Origin of the sequence: Streptomyces sp. NPDC006385 (assembly GCF_040612485.1) — a bacterium.
Lineage (GTDB): Bacteria > Actinomycetota > Actinomycetes > Streptomycetales > Streptomycetaceae > Streptomyces.
This window is the reverse complement of the sequence record NZ_JBEXQG010000116.1, coordinates 1-16,299: the sequence shown is the minus strand read 5'-3', so window position 1 is coordinate 16,299 and position 16,299 is coordinate 1. Positions and strand designations below refer to the sequence as shown.

Annotated in this window: 12 protein-coding genes; 3 read left to right on the top strand and 9 right to left on the bottom strand. The window is 69.5% G+C overall.

Annotation, left to right across the window (positions count from 1 at the left end):
- Nucleotides 1-129: 129 nt before the first annotated feature.
- From ABZ078_RS42270 to thyX, 3 genes are all read right to left on the bottom strand, one after another.
- On the bottom strand, nucleotides 130-1,815 hold the full coding sequence (locus tag ABZ078_RS42270; protein WP_356583855.1) for a ribonuclease J: 1,686 nt from the start codon (nucleotides 1,813-1,815) through the stop codon (nucleotides 130-132).
- A 155-nt stretch (nucleotides 1,816-1,970) separates the two neighbouring features.
- Nucleotides 1,971-2,870, bottom strand: a complete 900-nt coding sequence (gene dapA / locus ABZ078_RS42265; RefSeq protein WP_356583854.1) for a 4-hydroxy-tetrahydrodipicolinate synthase — start codon at nucleotides 2,868-2,870, stop codon at nucleotides 1,971-1,973.
- A 212-nt stretch (nucleotides 2,871-3,082) separates the two neighbouring features.
- Nucleotides 3,083-3,838 (bottom strand): FAD-dependent thymidylate synthase, encoded by a 756-nt coding sequence (thyX, locus tag ABZ078_RS42260; protein WP_356583853.1) that lies wholly within the window; start codon nucleotides 3,836-3,838, stop codon nucleotides 3,083-3,085.
- Between the two features lie 156 nt (nucleotides 3,839-3,994).
- Between thyX and ABZ078_RS42255 the strand changes: the two genes are divergently transcribed.
- Nucleotides 3,995-4,231, top strand: coding sequence for a hypothetical protein (locus ABZ078_RS42255; protein WP_356583852.1), 237 nt, complete (start codon nucleotides 3,995-3,997; stop codon nucleotides 4,229-4,231).
- A gap of 89 nt (nucleotides 4,232-4,320) precedes the next feature.
- Entirely contained in the window at nucleotides 4,321-4,875 is a 555-nt protein-coding gene (locus tag ABZ078_RS42250; RefSeq protein WP_356583851.1) for a PH domain-containing protein, read from the top strand.
- A gap of 149 nt (nucleotides 4,876-5,024) precedes the next feature.
- Here the strand turns inward: ABZ078_RS42250 and ABZ078_RS42245 are convergent, their stop codons facing one another.
- The 6 genes from ABZ078_RS42245 to eccD form a co-directional block, all read right to left on the bottom strand.
- Complete coding sequence (locus tag ABZ078_RS42245) at nucleotides 5,025-5,477, bottom strand: hypothetical protein (RefSeq protein WP_356583850.1); 453 nt, start codon at nucleotides 5,475-5,477, stop codon at nucleotides 5,025-5,027.
- A gap of 14 nt (nucleotides 5,478-5,491) precedes the next feature.
- Complete coding sequence (dapB, locus tag ABZ078_RS42240) at nucleotides 5,492-6,244, bottom strand: 4-hydroxy-tetrahydrodipicolinate reductase (protein ID WP_356583849.1); 753 nt, start codon at nucleotides 6,242-6,244, stop codon at nucleotides 5,492-5,494.
- Between the two features lie 28 nt (nucleotides 6,245-6,272).
- The gene (locus tag ABZ078_RS42235; RefSeq protein ID WP_356583848.1) at nucleotides 6,273-7,652 is read right to left on the bottom strand and encodes a pitrilysin family protein; all 1,380 of its coding nucleotides are present in this window, start codon (nucleotides 7,650-7,652) and stop codon (nucleotides 6,273-6,275) included.
- A complete protein-coding gene (locus tag ABZ078_RS42230; protein ID WP_356583847.1) occupies nucleotides 7,649-9,895 on the bottom strand; it encodes a polyribonucleotide nucleotidyltransferase in 2,247 nt (748 codons plus the stop codon). The genes ABZ078_RS42235 and ABZ078_RS42230 overlap by 4 nt, the downstream gene beginning before the upstream one ends.
- Nucleotides 9,896-10,220: 325 nt before the next feature.
- Nucleotides 10,221-10,508 carry a 30S ribosomal protein S15 gene (gene rpsO, locus ABZ078_RS42225; protein ID WP_356583846.1) on the bottom strand — a complete coding sequence of 96 codons (288 nt, stop codon included), beginning with the start codon at nucleotides 10,506-10,508 and terminating at the stop codon, nucleotides 10,221-10,223.
- 184 nt (nucleotides 10,509-10,692) lie between these two features.
- Entirely contained in the window at nucleotides 10,693-12,150 is a 1,458-nt protein-coding gene (gene eccD, locus ABZ078_RS42220; RefSeq protein WP_356583845.1) for a type VII secretion integral membrane protein EccD, read from the bottom strand.
- A gap of 269 nt (nucleotides 12,151-12,419) precedes the next feature.
- Between eccD and eccCa the strand changes: the two genes are divergently transcribed.
- The coding region (eccCa, locus tag ABZ078_RS42215; protein ID WP_356583844.1) for a type VII secretion protein EccCa at nucleotides 12,420-16,299 on the top strand (3,880 nt) is incomplete at its 3' end.

Genomic DNA, 16,299 nt, shown 5'->3' with positions numbered 1-16,299 from the left:
CTTGGACTTGTGCGCGGTGAGCACCTTGACGGTGTTCTCGCCGCCGGGCAGGGCGTTGTCGAGCCCCTTCTCGTACTGGGCGGCGGTGCGCAGGATCCTGGTTCACGCGGCTTGAGGTCCGACGGGCCGTCAGACCTCCACGACCACAGGCAGGATCATCGGCCGGCGTCGGTACGTGTCCGAGACCCACTTGCCCAGGGTCCGGCGCACCAGCTGCTGGAGCTGGTGGGGTTCGACCACACCGTCCTGGGCCGAACGCTCCAGCACCTCCGTGATTCTCGGGACGACATCCCCGAAGGCGGAGTCCTCGATGCCGGAGCCGCGGGCCTGGATGTGCGGGCCGCCCGTGATCTTGCCGGTGGAGGAGTCCACCACCACGAAGACCGAGATGATGCCCTCGTCGCCCAGGATCTTGCGGTCCTTGAGCGCCGGTTCACCCACGTCGCCGACCGAGAGGCCGTCGACGTACACGTATCCCGCCTGGACCTTGCCGGAGATCTTCGCCCTGCCCTCGACGAGATCGACGGCGACTCCGTCCTCGGCGATGACGATGCGGTCGTGCGGGACACCGGTCAGGGCGCCCAGTTCGGCGTTGGCGCGCAGGTGGCGCCATTCGCCGTGGACCGGCATCAGGTTCTTCGGGCGGCAGATGTTGTAGAAGTACAGGAGCTCGCCCGCGGATGCGTGGCCGGAGACGTGGACCTTGGCGTTGCCCTTGTGGACGACGTTCGCGCCCCAGCGGGTCAGACCGTTGATGACGCGGTACACCGCGTTCTCGTTTCCGGGGATCAGCGAGGACGCGAGGATCACCGTGTCGCCCTGGACGATGCGGATCTGGTGGTCCCGGTTGGCCATGCGGGACAGAGCCGCCATCGGTTCGCCCTGGGAGCCCGTGCAGACCAGGACCACCTCGCTGTCCGGGAGGTCGTCCAGGGTCTTGACGTCCACCACCAGGCCCGGGGGGACCTTCAGATAGCCCAGGTCCCGGGCGATGCCCATGTTGCGGACCATCGAGCGGCCGACGAAGGCGACCCGGCGGCCGTACTCGTGGGCGGCGTCAAGGATCTGCTGGATGCGGTGGACGTGGCTGGCGAAACTCGCCACGATGACGCGCTTGCGGGCGCCCGCGAAGACCTGGCGCAGGACGTTGGAGATGTCGCGCTCGTGCGGGGTGAAGCCAGGGACCTCCGCGTTCGTGGAGTCGGAGAGGAGGAGGTCGATGCCCTCCTCGCTCAGCCGTGCGAACGCGTGCAGGTCGGTCAGACGGTTGTCCAGCGGGAGCTGGTCCATCTTGAAGTCGCCGGTGTGGACCACCATGCCGGCGGGCGTGCGGATCGCCACGGCCAGGGCGTCCGGGATGGAGTGGTTGACGGCGACGAACTCGCAGTCGAAGGGGCCGATGCGTTCACGGTTCCCCTCCGCCACCTCGAGGGTGTACGGGCGAATGCGGTGCTCCTGGAGCTTGGCCTCGATGAGGGCGAGGGTCAGCTTGGAGCCGATCAGCGGGATGTCCGGCTTCTCGCGCAGGAGGAAGGGGACGCCGCCGATGTGGTCCTCGTGGCCGTGGGTGAGGACGATGCCCTCGATGTCGTCGAGGCGGTCTCTGATGGACGAGAAGTCCGGCAGGATCAGGTCGATTCCGGGCTGCTCCTCCTCGGGGAAGAGCACTCCGCAGTCGACGATCAGCAGGCGGCCGTCGTACTCGAAGACCGTCATGTTGCGGCCGATTTCGCCGAGGCCGCCGAGCGGGGTGACCCGCAGGCCACCCTTGGGGAGCGGCGGAGGCGGGCTGAGTTCGGGATGCGGATGACTCAAAAGACTCTCCTCACCACACGCGCCACGTACCGGTCGGGCACGTGGCGCGCGTGACGTTCGTGCAGAAGCAGTTGTCGTTGTGGGGTGCGGGCACCGGTGGCCTGCTTATTCAGTTGTGGAGTTCGTTGCGCGCCCGGGGCGCGCGAAGTCTGGTGCTAGAGCTGTACCCCGCCCGCGGCAAGATCGATCTTGAGCTGCTCGATCTCCTCGGGTGAGCACTCGGCCATGGGCGCGCGCAGCGGTCCGGCGGGCAGGCCCTGGAGGGCGAGCGCGGCCTTGGTGGTCATGACGCCCTGGGTGCGGAACATGCCGGTGTAGACCGGGAGGAGCTTCTGGTGGATCTCCGTGGCCTTCTGGACGTCACCGGAGACGTACGCGTCGACGAGCGCGCGCAGGTCCGGAGTGACCAGGTGGCCGACGACCGAGACGAAACCGACCGCGCCGACGGACAGCAGTGGCAGGTTCAGCATGTCGTCGCCGGAGTACCAGGCGAGGCCGGAGCGGGCGATGGCCCAGCTGGCGCGGCCGAGGTCGCCCTTGGCGTCCTTGTTGGCGACGATGCGTGGGTGCTCGGCAAGGCGGACGATCGTCTCGGTGTTGATCGGGACGCCGCTTCGGCCGGGGATGTCGTAGAGCATCACCGGCAGCTCGGTGGCGTCGGCGATGGCCTTGAAGTGCCGGTACAGGCCCTCCTGCGGGGGCTTGTTGTAGTACGGCGTGACGACCAGGAGGCCGTGTGCGCCCACCCGCTCCGCCGTGCGGGCGAGCTCGAGGCTGTGGCGGGTGTCGTTGGTGCCGACTCCGGCGACGACGTGGGCACGGTCGCCGACGGCCTCCAGGACGGCTCGTACGAGGTCCGCTTTCTCCGCGTCGCTGGTGGTGGGGGACTCGCCGGTGGTGCCGTTGATGATCAGGCCGTCGTTGCCTGCGTCCACCAGGTGCGTGGCGAGCCGCTGCGCGCCGTCGAGGTCGAGTGCGCCGTCCGCCGTGAAGGGCGTGACCATGGCGGTGAGGACCCGCCCGAAGGGGGTCTGCGGAGTGGAGGTCGGAGCCATGGGTTACACGCTACTCGTTGCGCACGGCGGGGTCTGCCCTAGGGGGGCCAGGAAAAGTCAGGACAAAGAAGGAGCCCGGCACTGCCTGCTCGGGGGTTCAAGCAGTGCCGGGTCCGTTTGATCAGGCTAGATGAACTTCTCTAAATGCCGCAATACGGACACCTCATGAGGCTGACGCACGCCTCTGGGTCCGGATTCAGAACGCGAGCGCGTTACGGCGCCACCCGGCCGTTCGCATTGAAGGCGGCGTGCGTCAGCGGCATGAGCTTGGCCCACTGCGCCTCCATCTTCTCGCCGACCATCTCGATCTCGCGCTGCGGGAAGGACGGGACCTTGGCCAGCTCGTGCTCGGTGCGCAGGCCGAGGAAGTGCATCAGCGAGCGGGCGTTGCAGGTGGCGTACATCGAGGAGAACAGGCCGACCGGGAGGACCGAGCGGGCCACCTCCCGGGCGACGCCCTGCGCGAGCATCTCCTGGTAGGTCCGGTAGGCCTGGCGGTACGACTCCTCCATGCCGTGCTGCACGAACGCGTGCTGCTCCGGGGTGCCCTCGACGAACACGTACTTGCCCGGCCGGCCCTGCTGGACGAGCTTGCGCGAGGTGTCCGGCACGTAGAACACGGGCTGGAGCTCCCGGTAGCGGCCGGACTCCTCGTTGTACGACCAGCCCACGCGGTGCCGCATGAACTCGCGGAACACGAAGATCGGTGCGCTGATGAGGAACGTCATCGAGTTGTGCTCGAACGGGCTGCCGTGCCGGTCGCGCATGAGGAAGTTGATCAGCCCCTTGGAGCGCTCCGGATCCTTGTTCAGCTCGTCCAGGGACTGCTCTCCGACGGTCGACACGCGGGCCGCGAACAGGACGTCGGAGTCCGCCGCGCTGTGCTTGACCAGTTCAACGGTGACATCGCTGCGGATGTCGATCTTGAGTTCGTCGTCGGGGGTCACGATTCGGGGGGTCCTTCCCATCACATCACTTGGCGACGCCACTCTACGGCTCACCAAACGGGACGATCGCTGTCGTGACCGAGTGAAGTTGGTGAAAGCGGGCACCTTTTGGGGCACTCGATCGTCTGTGTTGATGACAACGATTTTTTTTGATCCCCGAGAGGAGCCGGACCTCCCATGTTCCGTCGGCGCGAACCCGTTCCGTTCGCCTTTCTCGCCGAAGCCGACAGGTTCCGCAGCAATGTCACTCCCCCACCCCCTGAGCGGGCGTCCCTCGGCCAGATAGCCGGGCGCTGGCTGCTGGGGCTCACCATCGTCGCCGGGCTCGTGGGCTCACTGGTGGTCGGCACGCCTGCGCTGTCCACCGACACCGCGACACAGAGCCAGCAGTCGCAGGCCTCCCAGGGACGTTGACTCAACCGGCCCCCCAGGAGTGGTGAGCGGGGACACAGGTCGATAACCTCACCGGGCACAGCCCACGCGTGGATGAGTGAGGACCAGCCGTGCCCCTGCCCTTCCTGACGGCCGACCGCGCATTCGAAGCAGCCGACGATGTCGCGCTGCCCTTCGAGGACCATGAGCGCTGGCGACGCCCCTACCGTCCCGGGCCGTGGCGCGTGGGCGTGGCGGCCCTGTGCCTGCTGCTCGCCTCGTACGTGCTGTTCGCCGCGGTCATCATCGGCCTGACCGGCACGGTGACCGGGGCCGGGGTCGTCTTCGGCATCGCGCTGGCGGTCATCGCCGGTGCCCTGCGGCTGCTGCGCATGGGCGTGTGGGTGAGCCCGCACGGGCTGCGTCAGGTCGGCTTCTTCGTGACGCGTACGGTGCCCTGGGAACAGATCGTCGCCGTGCGGACGGTGCAGCAGCCGGTGCGCTGGCTGGGGTTGCCGCGCACGGTGCAGGGGCAGGCACTGATGCTCGTACGGCGGGACCGGGCCGCGGACGAGTTGCCCGCGCTCATGACGACGCACAACGCGGACTTCCTGGCGCGGACCGAGGCGTTCGACCGGGCCGCGGACGCGGTCGAGGCGTGGGCCGCGGAGAACACGCGCGGCTGATCCCGCCGAGCACCCGACCCGACGAGCGCAGGAAGGGGCCGGCCCGCAGCGAGTGCGGGCCGGCCCCTTCGGCGTACGGATGAAGGGCGCCGTACGACTGAGCCGTACGACTGGAGCGTCGCCTTACGGCCGCTGTGTCGTCACAGGGGTCAGACCTGGACTGTCTTGCCCTCGCGCAGGGCGATGGCCCGTTGCATCGCCTTGCGAGCGCGCGGGGTGTCGCGGGCGTCGTGGTAGGCGATGGCGAGGCGGAACCAGCTGCGCCAGTCGTCGGGGGCCGCTTCCGTCTCGGCCTTGCGCTGGGCGAAGACCTCATCCGCCGAGTCGCGGTCGATACGGCCGCTGGGTGTGCGCTTCAACTCGTCGACGGGCAGACCGCCCTCGGCGTCGAGTTCGGCGGCGAGGGCGTTGGCCTTGCGGACGAACTGGGTGTTCTTCCACAGGAACCACAGGCCGATCACCGGCAGGATCAGCACCGCCACGCCGAAGGTGACGGTGAGGACGGTGCCGGACTGGATGAGCATCACGCCACGGCTGCCGACCAGGACGAAGTAGACGACCAGGACGGCGGCCGTGATGGCGTAGGAGAGCTTCGCGCGCATCTGTGAGCCTCGTGTCAGCCGAGGTCCAGGAAGTGCTCCAGGCCGAACGTCAGGCCCGGAGTGGTCACCACGCGGCGCGCGCCGAGCAGGATGCCCGGCATGAAGCTGCTGTGGTGGAGGGAGTCGTGGCGGATGGTGAGGGTCTCGCCCTCGCCGCCGAGCAGGACCTCCTGGTGGGCCAGCAGGCCGCGCAGGCGGACCGCGTGGACCGGGACGCCGTCGACGTTCGCGCCGCGCGCGCCGTCCAGGGCGGTCTCCGTGGCGTCCGGCGCGGGGGCCGTGCCGGCCTTCGCGCGTGCCTCGGCGATGAGCTGGGCGGTGCGGGTGGCGGTGCCGGACGGGGCGTCGACCTTCTTCGGGTGGTGCAGCTCGACCACCTCGACCGACTCGAAGTAGGGCGCCGCGATCTGCGCGAACCTCATCGTCAGGACGGCCCCGATGGAGAAGTTCGGAGCGATGAGCACGCCCGTCCCGGGGGACCCGGCCAGCCAGCCCTTCAGCCGGGCGAGGCGCTCGTCGGTCCAGCCGGTGGTGCCGACGACCGCGTGGATGCCGTGGCCCACGCAGTAGTCGAGGTTGTCCATGACCGAGTCCGGTGTGGTCAGTTCGACGGCCACCTGGGCGCCGGTCTCCGCCAGGGTCTCCAGCTTGTCGCCACGGCTCAGGGCGGCCACCAGCTCCATGTCCTCGGCGGCCTCGACCGCCCGCACCGCCTCGGAGCCGATCCGGCCCTTGGCGCCGAGGACCGCCACGCGCAGCTTGCTCATCTCTTGTGCTTCCTTCAGCAGGGGATTGTCAGGCGACGGCGTCGTGCAGCCGGGACGCCTGCTTGTCCTTCAGCGGGCCGATGACCGACAGCGAGGGCCGCTGTCCCAGGATCTCGCGGGCGACCGAGCGCACGTCGTCCGGGGTCACCGCCCCTATCCGGGCCAGCATGTCGTCCACGGACATCTGCTCGCCCCAGCACAGCTCGCTCTTGCCGATCCGGTTCATCAGCGCGCCGGTGTCCTCCAGGCCGAGGACCGTGGAGCCGCGGACCTGGCCGATGGCGCGGTCGATCTCGTCGTCGGACAGGCCGTGTTCGGCGACGTGGTCCAGTTCGTCGCGGCAGATCTTCAGCACGTCGTGGACCTGCGAGGGCCGGCAGCCGGCGTACACGCCGAACAGGCCGCAGTCGGCGAAGCCGGAAGTGTACGAGTAGACGCTGTAGGCCAGGCCGCGCTTCTCGCGGACCTCCTGGAAGAGGCGGGAGGACATGCCGCCGCCGAGCGCGGTGTTGAGAACGCCGAGGGCCCAGCGGCGCTCGTCCGTGCGGGACAGGCCGGGCATGCCGAGGACGACGTGGGCCTGCTCGGTCTTGCGGCCGATGAGCTCCACGCGGCCGGCGGTGCGCAGGGCGCGGCGGCCGCTGCGCGGGGCGACGGGCTCGGCGGCCGGGTCCTTGAGGGCGCCGGCCTTCTCGAAGGCGGCGCGGACCTGTCGTACGACCTTGTTGTGGTCGATGTTGCCGGCGCACGCGACCACGAGGTGGGTCGGGTCGTAGTGCTTCTTGTAGAAGCGCCGGATGCGGTCGGCGGTGAGGGCGTTGACCGTGTCGACCGTGCCGAGGACCGGGCGGCCGAGGGGGTTGTCGCCGAACATCGTGTGCGCGAACAGGTCGTGCACGCAGTCGCCCGGGTCGTCCTCGGTCATGGCGATCTCTTCGAGGATCGCGCCGCGCTCGACGTCGACGTCCTCTTCGAGGATCAGGGAGCCGGTCAGCATGTCGCAGACGACGTCGATGGCGAGCGGGAGGTCGGTGTCGAGCACGCGCGCGTAGTAGCACGTGTACTCCTTCGCCGTGAACGCGTTCATCTCGCCGCCGACCGCGTCGAGGGCGGAGGAGATGTCCAGGGCGGACCTGCGGGTGGTGCCCTTGAAGAGCAGGTGCTCCAGGTAGTGCGTGGCGCCGTTCAGGGCGCGCGTCTCGTCACGGGAGCCCACGTGCGCCCAGATGCCGAAGGTGGCTGAGCGCACGGAGGGCAGGGTCTCGGTGACGACACGCAGACCTCCGGGGAGGGTGGTCTTGCGGACGGTGCCGATGCCGTTGGTGCCCTTGATCAGGGTTTGGGTACGGGCGACGGCCCGCGCCTCCGAGGAGGGGCGGGCCGTCGCCTTGAAGCTGCTCGACGTCACTGGTCGGCGTCGTCCTTCCCCGCGGCGGAGCCGCTCTCGGATGCAGCGTCCGAGGAGCCTTCCTCGCCCTCGATCACGGGGATGAGCGAGAGCTTGCCGCGGGAGTCGATCTCGGCGATCTCGACCTGGACCTTCTGGCCCACGCCGAGCACGTCCTCGACGTTCTCCACGCGCTTGCCGCCGGCCAGCTTGCGGATCTGCGAGATGTGCAGCAGACCGTCCTTGCCGGGCAGGAGGGAGACGAAGGCGCCGAACGTCGTCGTCTTGACGACCGTGCCCAGGTAGCGCTCGCCGACCTCGGGCATCGTCGGGTTGGCGATGCCGTTGATCGTGGTGCGGGCGGCCTCGGCGGACGGGCCGTCGGCGGCGCCGATGTAGATGGTGCCGTCGTCCTCGATCGTGATCTCGGCGCCGGTGTCCTCCTGGATCTGGTTGATCATCTTGCCCTTGGGGCCGATGACCTCGCCGATCTTGTCGACCGGGATCTTCACGGTGATGATCCGCGGCGCGTTCGGGGACATCTCGTCCGGCGTGTCGATCGCTTCCATCATCACGTCGAGGATGTGGAGGCGGGCGTCACGGGCCTGCTTCAGGGCGGCGGCCAGGACGGAGGCCGGGATGCCGTCCAGCTTGGTGTCGAGCTGGAGGGCGGTCACGAACTCCTTCGTGCCGGCGACCTTGAAGTCCATGTCACCGAAGGCGTCCTCCGCACCGAGGATGTCGGTGAGGGTGACGTAGTGCGTCTCGCCCTCGATCTCCTGGGAGATCAGGCCCATGGCGATACCGGCGACGGGGGCCTTCAGCGGCACACCGGCGTTCAGCAGCGACATGGTGGAGGCGCAGACCGAGCCCATGGACGTCGAGCCGTTGGAGCTCAGCGCCTCGGAGACCTGGCGGATCGCGTAGGGGAACTCCTCGCGCGTCGGCAGGACCGGCACCAGGGCGCGCTCGGCGAGGGCGCCGTGGCCGATCTCGCGGCGCTTGGGGGAGCCGACGCGGCCGGTCTCGCCGGTGGAGTACGGCGGGAAGTTGTAGTTGTGCATGTAGCGCTTGCGGGTCACCGGGGAGAGGGTGTCCAGCTGCTGCTCCATGCGGAGCATGTTGAGGGTGGTGACGCCCAGGATCTGGGTCTCGCCACGCTCGAACACCGCGGAACCGTGCACGCGCGGGATGGCCTCGACCTCGGCGGCGAGCGTACGGATGTCCGTCACGCCACGGCCGTCGATGCGCTTCTTCTCCTTGATCACGCGCTCACGGACCAGCTGCTTGGTGAGCGAGCGGTACGCGGCGGAGATCTCCTTCTCGCGACCCTCGAACTCCGGCAGGAGCTTCTCGGCGGCGAGCGCCTTGACGCGGTCCAGCTCGGCCTCGCGCTCCTGCTTGCCGGCGATGGTCAGCGCGGAGGCGAGCTCCGGCTTGACGGCGGCGGTGAGGGCCTCCAGCACGTCGTCCTGGTAGTCCAGGAAGATCGGGAACTCGCCGGTCGGCTTGGCGGCCTTCGCGGCGAGGTCGGCCTGGGCCTTGCACAGGACCTTGATGAAGGGCTTCGCGGCCTCCAGACCGGCGGCGACGACCTCCTCGGTCGGAGCCTCGGCGCCGCCCTTGACCAGCTGGATGGTCTTCTCGGTGGCCTCGGCCTCGACCATCATGATCGCGACGTCGCCGTCCTCCAGGGTGCGGCCCGCGACCACCATGTCGAAGACGGCGTCCTCGAGCTCGGTGTGCGTCGGGAACGCCACCCACTGGCCGCGGATCAGCGCGACGCGGACGCCGCCGATCGGGCCGGAGAAGGGCAGACCCGCCAGCTGCGTGGACGCGGACGCGGCGTTGATCGCCACGACGTCGTACAGGTGGTCGGGGTTGAGCGCCATGATGGTGGCGACGACCTGGATCTCGTTGCGCAGGCCCTTCTTGAAGGACGGGCGCAGCGGGCGGTCGATGAGGCGGCAGGTGAGGATGGCGTCCTCGGAGGGGCGGCCCTCACGGCGGAAGAAGCTGCCGGGGATCTTGCCGGCGGCGTACATCCGCTCCTCGACGTCCACCGTCAGGGGGAAGAAGTCGAGCTGGTCCTTGGGGTTCTTGGAGGCGGTGGTGGCCGACAGCACCATCGTGTCGTCGTCCAGGTACGCCACGGCGGAGCCGGCGGCCTGCTTGGCCAGGCGGCCCGTCTCGAAGCGGATGGTGCGGGTGCCGAAGGAGCCGTTGTCGATGACGGCCTCGGCGTAGTGGGTCTCGTTCTCCACTAGCGTTTTCTCCGTTACTTGTCGTCTTTCGTCCCGGCCTGCCCGTGTGGCAGGGGGACGGTGGCGGAGAAGCGCTCCGTGCGGTGCGGGCCGGTCTTCGATCGAAGCACCCGGGGCTCGCTTCCCCCCGGGGGCCACTACCGAGGACCGGCGGCGGCTAGGCGCGCTTCTCCTCTTCTTGTCGTGCTGTGTCGTCCGTATTGCGTTGTGCTACCACACTACAAAGCGTGAGTGACACTCCGCACGTTTCCGTACGTACGGCTCCGTACGTACGGCAAAGGGAGCGGCTCCCGATCGTCACGGGAACCGCTCCCTTCACGGCGTCTTACTTGGCGCCCGCCGCACCGCGGCGGATGCCGAGGCGGTCGACCAGCGTACGGAAGCGCTGGATGTCCTTCTTGGCCAGGTACTGGAGAAGGCGGCGGCGCTGACCGACCAGGATCAGCAGACCACGGCGGGAGTGGTGGTCGTGCTTGTGGGTCTTGAGGTGCTCGGTCAGGTCGGAGATCCGACGGGACAGCAGAGCCACCTGGACCTCGGGGGAGCCGGTGTCACCGTCCTTGGTGCCGAACTCGGAGATGATCTGCTTCTTCGTGGCGGCGTCGAGCGACACGCGTACTCCTCATGATCTGTGGTTGCCACCGAGTGCCCCTGGTCTGCTTCTCAGGGGAGCTTCCGTGACTCGGGAGGCGGGATCCGCTGGGCGCGTCCCCCAGGTGGACCGGGGGCGCGTACACAAACGGCCGTCACACAGCGTACCAGCCCGCGAGCGCGCTCCGGACAGGCGGTCGTGCCGGTCAGATGCCGCCGCGGACCTCGGCGTAGACGTCGAGGACCGCGAGGCAGATCGGGACCAGCGACAGCAGCACCAGGGAGTCCGCGAGGTCCAGCATGCGGCCCCAGAAGGGGGAGAGGCCCTTCTGCGGCACGATCAGGGCGATCGCGATCAGCAGCAGCACACCGGCCCCGACCGAGGCGCCGAGCCACAGGGTGCGGATGTCGACCGGCCCGGAGTTGCCCTGGAGGAGCTCCACCACGATGTCGGCGGGCGGCGAGATCGCGAGGCCGAGGACCAGCAGGCCCAGCGTGACGACACCGGCGACGAACAGGCACGTGACCTGGGCGGTGTAGCGGAACAGACGGGCCCGCAGCATCGCGGCGAGGCCGGTGCACAGGGCGAGCAGCTGGGCCCAGCCGTTGTCGCTGAAGCCGAGCACCGCGCCGCCCGCGCCGATGATGACGACGGCACAGCCGCCCACCAGGCCGAGCAGCAGCTCGTGACCCCGGCTGGTCTGGGCGACGATGCGCTGGACGTCGACGGCCTCGAGGTCGCCCTCATTGCCCTCGCGACGGGCCCGGGCGAGGTCCTCGGGGTTGCGGAAGCCGATCGGCAGCTTGGCGAAGCGGGCCGACCAGCCGGGCAGGAAGCCGACGACCGCCACGGCGACGACCGCGGTACCGGCGGCGATCTCCCGCGGCGCGGCCTCGGTGAGCACCCCGCAGAACACGGCGAGCGTGCCCAGCGCGGCGGCCAGCGCGGCGGCCACGAACGGGGCGTCCCCCTGCGGCAGCAGCATGATCAGCACGATGGACAGGAGGAGTACGGCGACACAGCCGACGAGGAACTGGATCCTGCCGGGGCCTTCACCCGCGTCCTGGGGGATGGCGCCGGAGCCCGCGATGAGCGCGTGCGGCAGCGCCGAGATGCCGAGCGCGACGGCGGAGCCGCGGTCGTCGTAGACCCGGGCCCGTACGCCGGCGAGTGCCGTGAGGGCCACCGCGGTGACACCGGCGAGGATGCCCTGGAGGCCGTGCATGTCGTGCCGGACCGGGTCCGCGAACCAGAAGACGAACCCGAGCATGATCAGCAGCAGCGATCCCGCGACGAGACCGGCGAGCCGCATCAGGTTGTCGTTCCAGCTGCGCAGGTCCTGCTTGACCGCGGCGGCGATCGCGTCCACGACGTCGTCGTGCACGGCCGGCGGCAGCGAATCGGCGAAGGTGCGCAGCAGCAGCACCTCGCCGTCCCGGACCCGGTGCTCGAGCAACGAACGGCTCGCGTCCAGCACCTGGCCCTCGCGGGTCACGAGGTGGTAGCCCGAGGGGCTGGTGTCCGACTGGACCAGGCCCGAGAGCCTCACGATCTCGGGAAAGAGGTCCTGGATCGGCAAGTCCTCGGGCAGCGCGACGTCGACACGGCTGTCCGGTGCTGCGATGGTGATTCGGCAGAAACCTGTCGAAGTCCCCGTGCTCACCTGGTGTTCCCCCTGCTAGACAAGGCTTCCTCGCGCCGCTCGTACGACGCGGAGCGCCACCATATCCGTTGCCGCACCCGGCTCAGGACCTACCTCCCCCATTCCTCCCAGGACCTGCGCCGCATCTCCATGCGCCTCCCTCCCTCGGGCACCGGAGGCATCAGTAGGATCGACGCCTACGCGAACGACGCCTACGCGAACGAGAACACGTCGCGGTACACGGGGGCGTCGGTGCCAGGACGTATCAATCGCTAAGGATGAGTGCATCGGTGAGCGTCGTCATCATCAAGCGGCCACCGCGGATCGTGCCACCGGCCGTCCCGGACGGCGAGGTCAAACTCGAGACGCCGCCCGAGATCCCGCGCGAGGGCGACGAGGGCATGCTGATGAACCTGCTGCCCATGATGGGCATGCTGGGTTCCGTCGGCTTCTTCTTCATGCCCAATCTGCCCCCTTACATGAGGGTGGTCGGCGGGCTGATGCTCGCCTCGACCGTGGCGATGGCCATCGCCCAGTTCGCCAGGTCCCGGCAACAGGGCGGCGGGGCGGGGATGGCCCAGGACCGGCGTGACTACTTCCGCTACCTGGAGCAGGTCCGCAAGGACGTGCACAAGACCGCGGAACTGCAGCGGCAGAGCCAGCTGTTCCAGCACCCCGACCCGGAGCAGCTGTGGGCGGTGGCGGCCGACAGCAAGCGGCTGTGGGAGCGGCGCCCGACCGACGCGGACTTCGCGTCCGTACGGATCGGCCGCGGCGTGCAGCAGCTCAACACCCCGCTGGTCGCCCCGGAGACGGCCCCGAAGGACGAGCTGGAGCCGTTGACCGCGGCGGCCATGAAGGCGTTCCTCGACGCGCACGGCAGTCTGGCCGACCTGCCCGTCGCCGTCTCGCTGCGCGCCTTCTACCACGTGACGGTGTGCGGAGAGACCGACACGGTCTACGGCAACGCCCGTGCGGCCCTGGCCCAGCTGGCCACGCTGCACTCGCCCGAGGACCTGATGATCGCCGTGGTGGCGCACCCCTCCGCCGCGGCGGACTGGGACTGGATCAAGTGGCTGCCGCACAGCCAGCACCCGAAGGCCAAGGACGGGGCGGGCTCGGCCCGGCTCCTCTTCGACGACCTCGGCGAGCTGGAGGAGGCGCTGGCGGACCAGCTGGACGACCGGCCCCGCTGGAACCGTGAGGCGAACCCCGTCTACGACCAGCCGCACCTGATCGTGGTGCTGGACGGCGGCACCGTGCCGCCGGACTCCGAACTCGCCGGCGCCGAGGGCCTGCAGGGCGTCACCTTCCTGGAGGTCGCCCCCGGCGAACTGGAGGAGGAGCTGCGCGCGGGTCTGACGATCTACGCGAAGCCGGACCGGATGCGGCTGTTCGTCGGCCACGAGTCCGCGTACAGCGGAAAGCCGGACATCCTCAACGCGGCACAGGCCGAGTCCCTGGCGCGGCAGCTCGCCCCCTTCCGGGTCGGCTCCGCGGAGGAGGGCGAACCCCTCCTGTCCAACCTGGACTTCACGGACCTCATGGGCATCGGTGACGCGGGCACGGTCGACGTCTCCCGCACCTGGCGTCCGCGCACGCTGCACGAGCGGCTGCGGGTGCCGATCGGTGTCGGCGAGAACGGCGAGCCGGTCATGCTCGACCTCAAGGAGGCCTCGCAGGAGGGCATGGGCCCGCACGGTCTGTGCGTCGGCGCGACCGGTTCCGGCAAGTCCGAGGTGCTGCGTACGCTGGTGCTCGGTCTCGCGGTGACGCACTCCTCGGAGACGCTGAACTTCATCCTCGCGGACTTCAAGGGTGGTGCGACCTTCGCGGGCATGGCGGACATGCCGCACACCGCGGCCGTGATCACCAACCTCGCGGACGACCTCACCCTCGTCGACCGTATGCGCGACTCGATCATGGGTGAGACCCAGCGCCGTCAGGAGCTGCTGCGCTCGGCCGGCAACTACGCCAACCTGCACGACTACGAGAAGGCCCGGGCGGCGGGCGCGGCGCTGGAGCCGCTGGCCTCGCTGGTGATCGTGCTCGACGAGTTCTCCGAACTCCTCACGGCCAAGCCGGACTTCATCGACATGTTCATCCAGATCGGCCGTATCGGCCGTTCACTGGGCATCCATCTGCTGCTGGCCTCGCAGCGCCTGGAGGAGGGCAAGCTGCGCGGCCTGGACACCTATCTGTCGTACCGGATCGGTCTGCGGACGTTCTCCGCGGCCGAGTCCCGCACGGCGATCGGTGTGCCGGACGCCTACCACCTGCCGTCGATCCCCGGTTCCGGCTATCTGCGCTACGACACCGACACCATGGTCCGCTTCAAGGCGGCGTACGTGTCGGGGCCGTACCACGGCGAGGGCCCGTCCCGGGTGAGCCGCTCGACGCAGCTGCGGCCCGCGCTGTTCACGGCGGAGCAGGTGGCGCTGCCCCCGCAGCCGGTGGTCGAGGAGCCGGAGCCCGACAACAGGGTGGACGACGCGCTCGCCGACACCGTCCTGGACGTCCTCGTCAGCCGGATGGTCAACCAGGGTCCGCCCGCCCACCAGGTGTGGCTGCCCCCGCTGGACGAGGCGCCCTCGCTGGAGCAGCTCCTCCCCCAGCTCGCCGTCACCCCGGAGCGCGGCCTCACCGCGCCCGACTACACGGCGCTCGGCCGGCTCAACGTGCCGGTCGGCCTGGTGGACAAGCCGTTCGAGCAGCGGCGTGACGTGCTGTACCGGGACTTCGCCGGCGGCGCCGGTCACGGTCTGTTCGTGGGTGGTCCGCAGTCCGGCAAGTCGACGCTGCTGCGCTCGCTCATCTCGTCGTTCGCCCTCACGCACACGCCGTCCGAAGTGCAGTTCTACTGCCTGGACTTCGGTGGCGGCAGCCTGATCGCGATGGAGGAGCTGGCGCACGTCGGCGGGGTCGCCAACCGTCTCGACGCCGAGAAGGTGCGCCGTACGGTCAGCGAGGTCGAGGGGATCCTCAACGCGCGCGAGGAGTACTTCCGCGCGAACAACGTCGACTCGATCCAGACCTACCGTCAGCGCCGGAACGCGGGCCAGTTGCCGGACCAGCCCTGGGGTGACGTCTTCCTGGTCATCGACGGCTGGGCCACCTTCAAGACCGACTACGAGATGCTCGAGGCCACGGTCACCGAGATCGCCACGCGTGGCCTCGGCTTCGGTGTGCACGTGATCCTGACCGCGAGCCGCTACACCGAGGTGCGGCCCGCGCTCAAGGACATGCTGCAGAACCGCATCGAGCTCCGGCTCGGTGACCCGACGGAGTCGGAGATCGACCGCAAGGTCGCGCAGAACGTCCCCGCGACCGTGCCGGGCCGTGGTCTGACCCAGGACAAGCTGCACTTCATGGCGGCGCTGCCCCGCGTCGACGGGTCCTCGGAGACGGACGACCTGTCCGAGGCGACGTCGATCCTCATCCGCGGCATCAACGACAACTGGCAGGGCAACCACGCTCCGGCCGTGCGCCTGCTGCCCACGATGCTGCCGTCGGACCGGCTGCCCAAGGGCTTCGAGCACCCGGACCGCGGTGTCGCCGTCGGCATCGACGAGTCCTCGCTGTCGCCGGTCTTCGTGGACTTCGAGACCGACCCCCTCTTCATCGTGTTCGGTGAGAGCGAGTCCGGTAAGTCCGCGCTGCTGCGGCTGCTCGTCAAGCAGATCACCGAGCGGTACACGCCGGACCAGGCGAAGATCGTCATGGGTGACTACCGCCGCGCCCACCTGGAGGGCGTGCCGGAGTCCCACCTGTCGCGCTACTGCGCGTCGGCGCCGGCTCTGACGGAGACACTGGAGGGTCTGGCGGGTTCGATGAACCGTCGTATGCCGGGCCCGGACGTCACGCCGGAGCAGCTGCGCAACCGCAGCTGGTACAGCAGCCCGGACGCGTTCGTCATCGTCGACGACTACGACCTGGTGGCGACGGGCGGGAACCCGCTGGCGCCGCTCCTGGAGTACCTGCCGTTCGCCCGTGACATCGGCCTGCGCGTCATCATCGCGCGCGCCTCGGGCGGTGCGAGCCGGTCGCTGTACGAGCCGGTGATGCAGCGCATGCGCGGGGGTGGTGCCCGAGGTGCGGGACTGGTTCACGCTCGGCGACCACCGGTTCCTCGTCATGGACTTCGTTCAGGGGCGCCCGCTGAACTCGTTC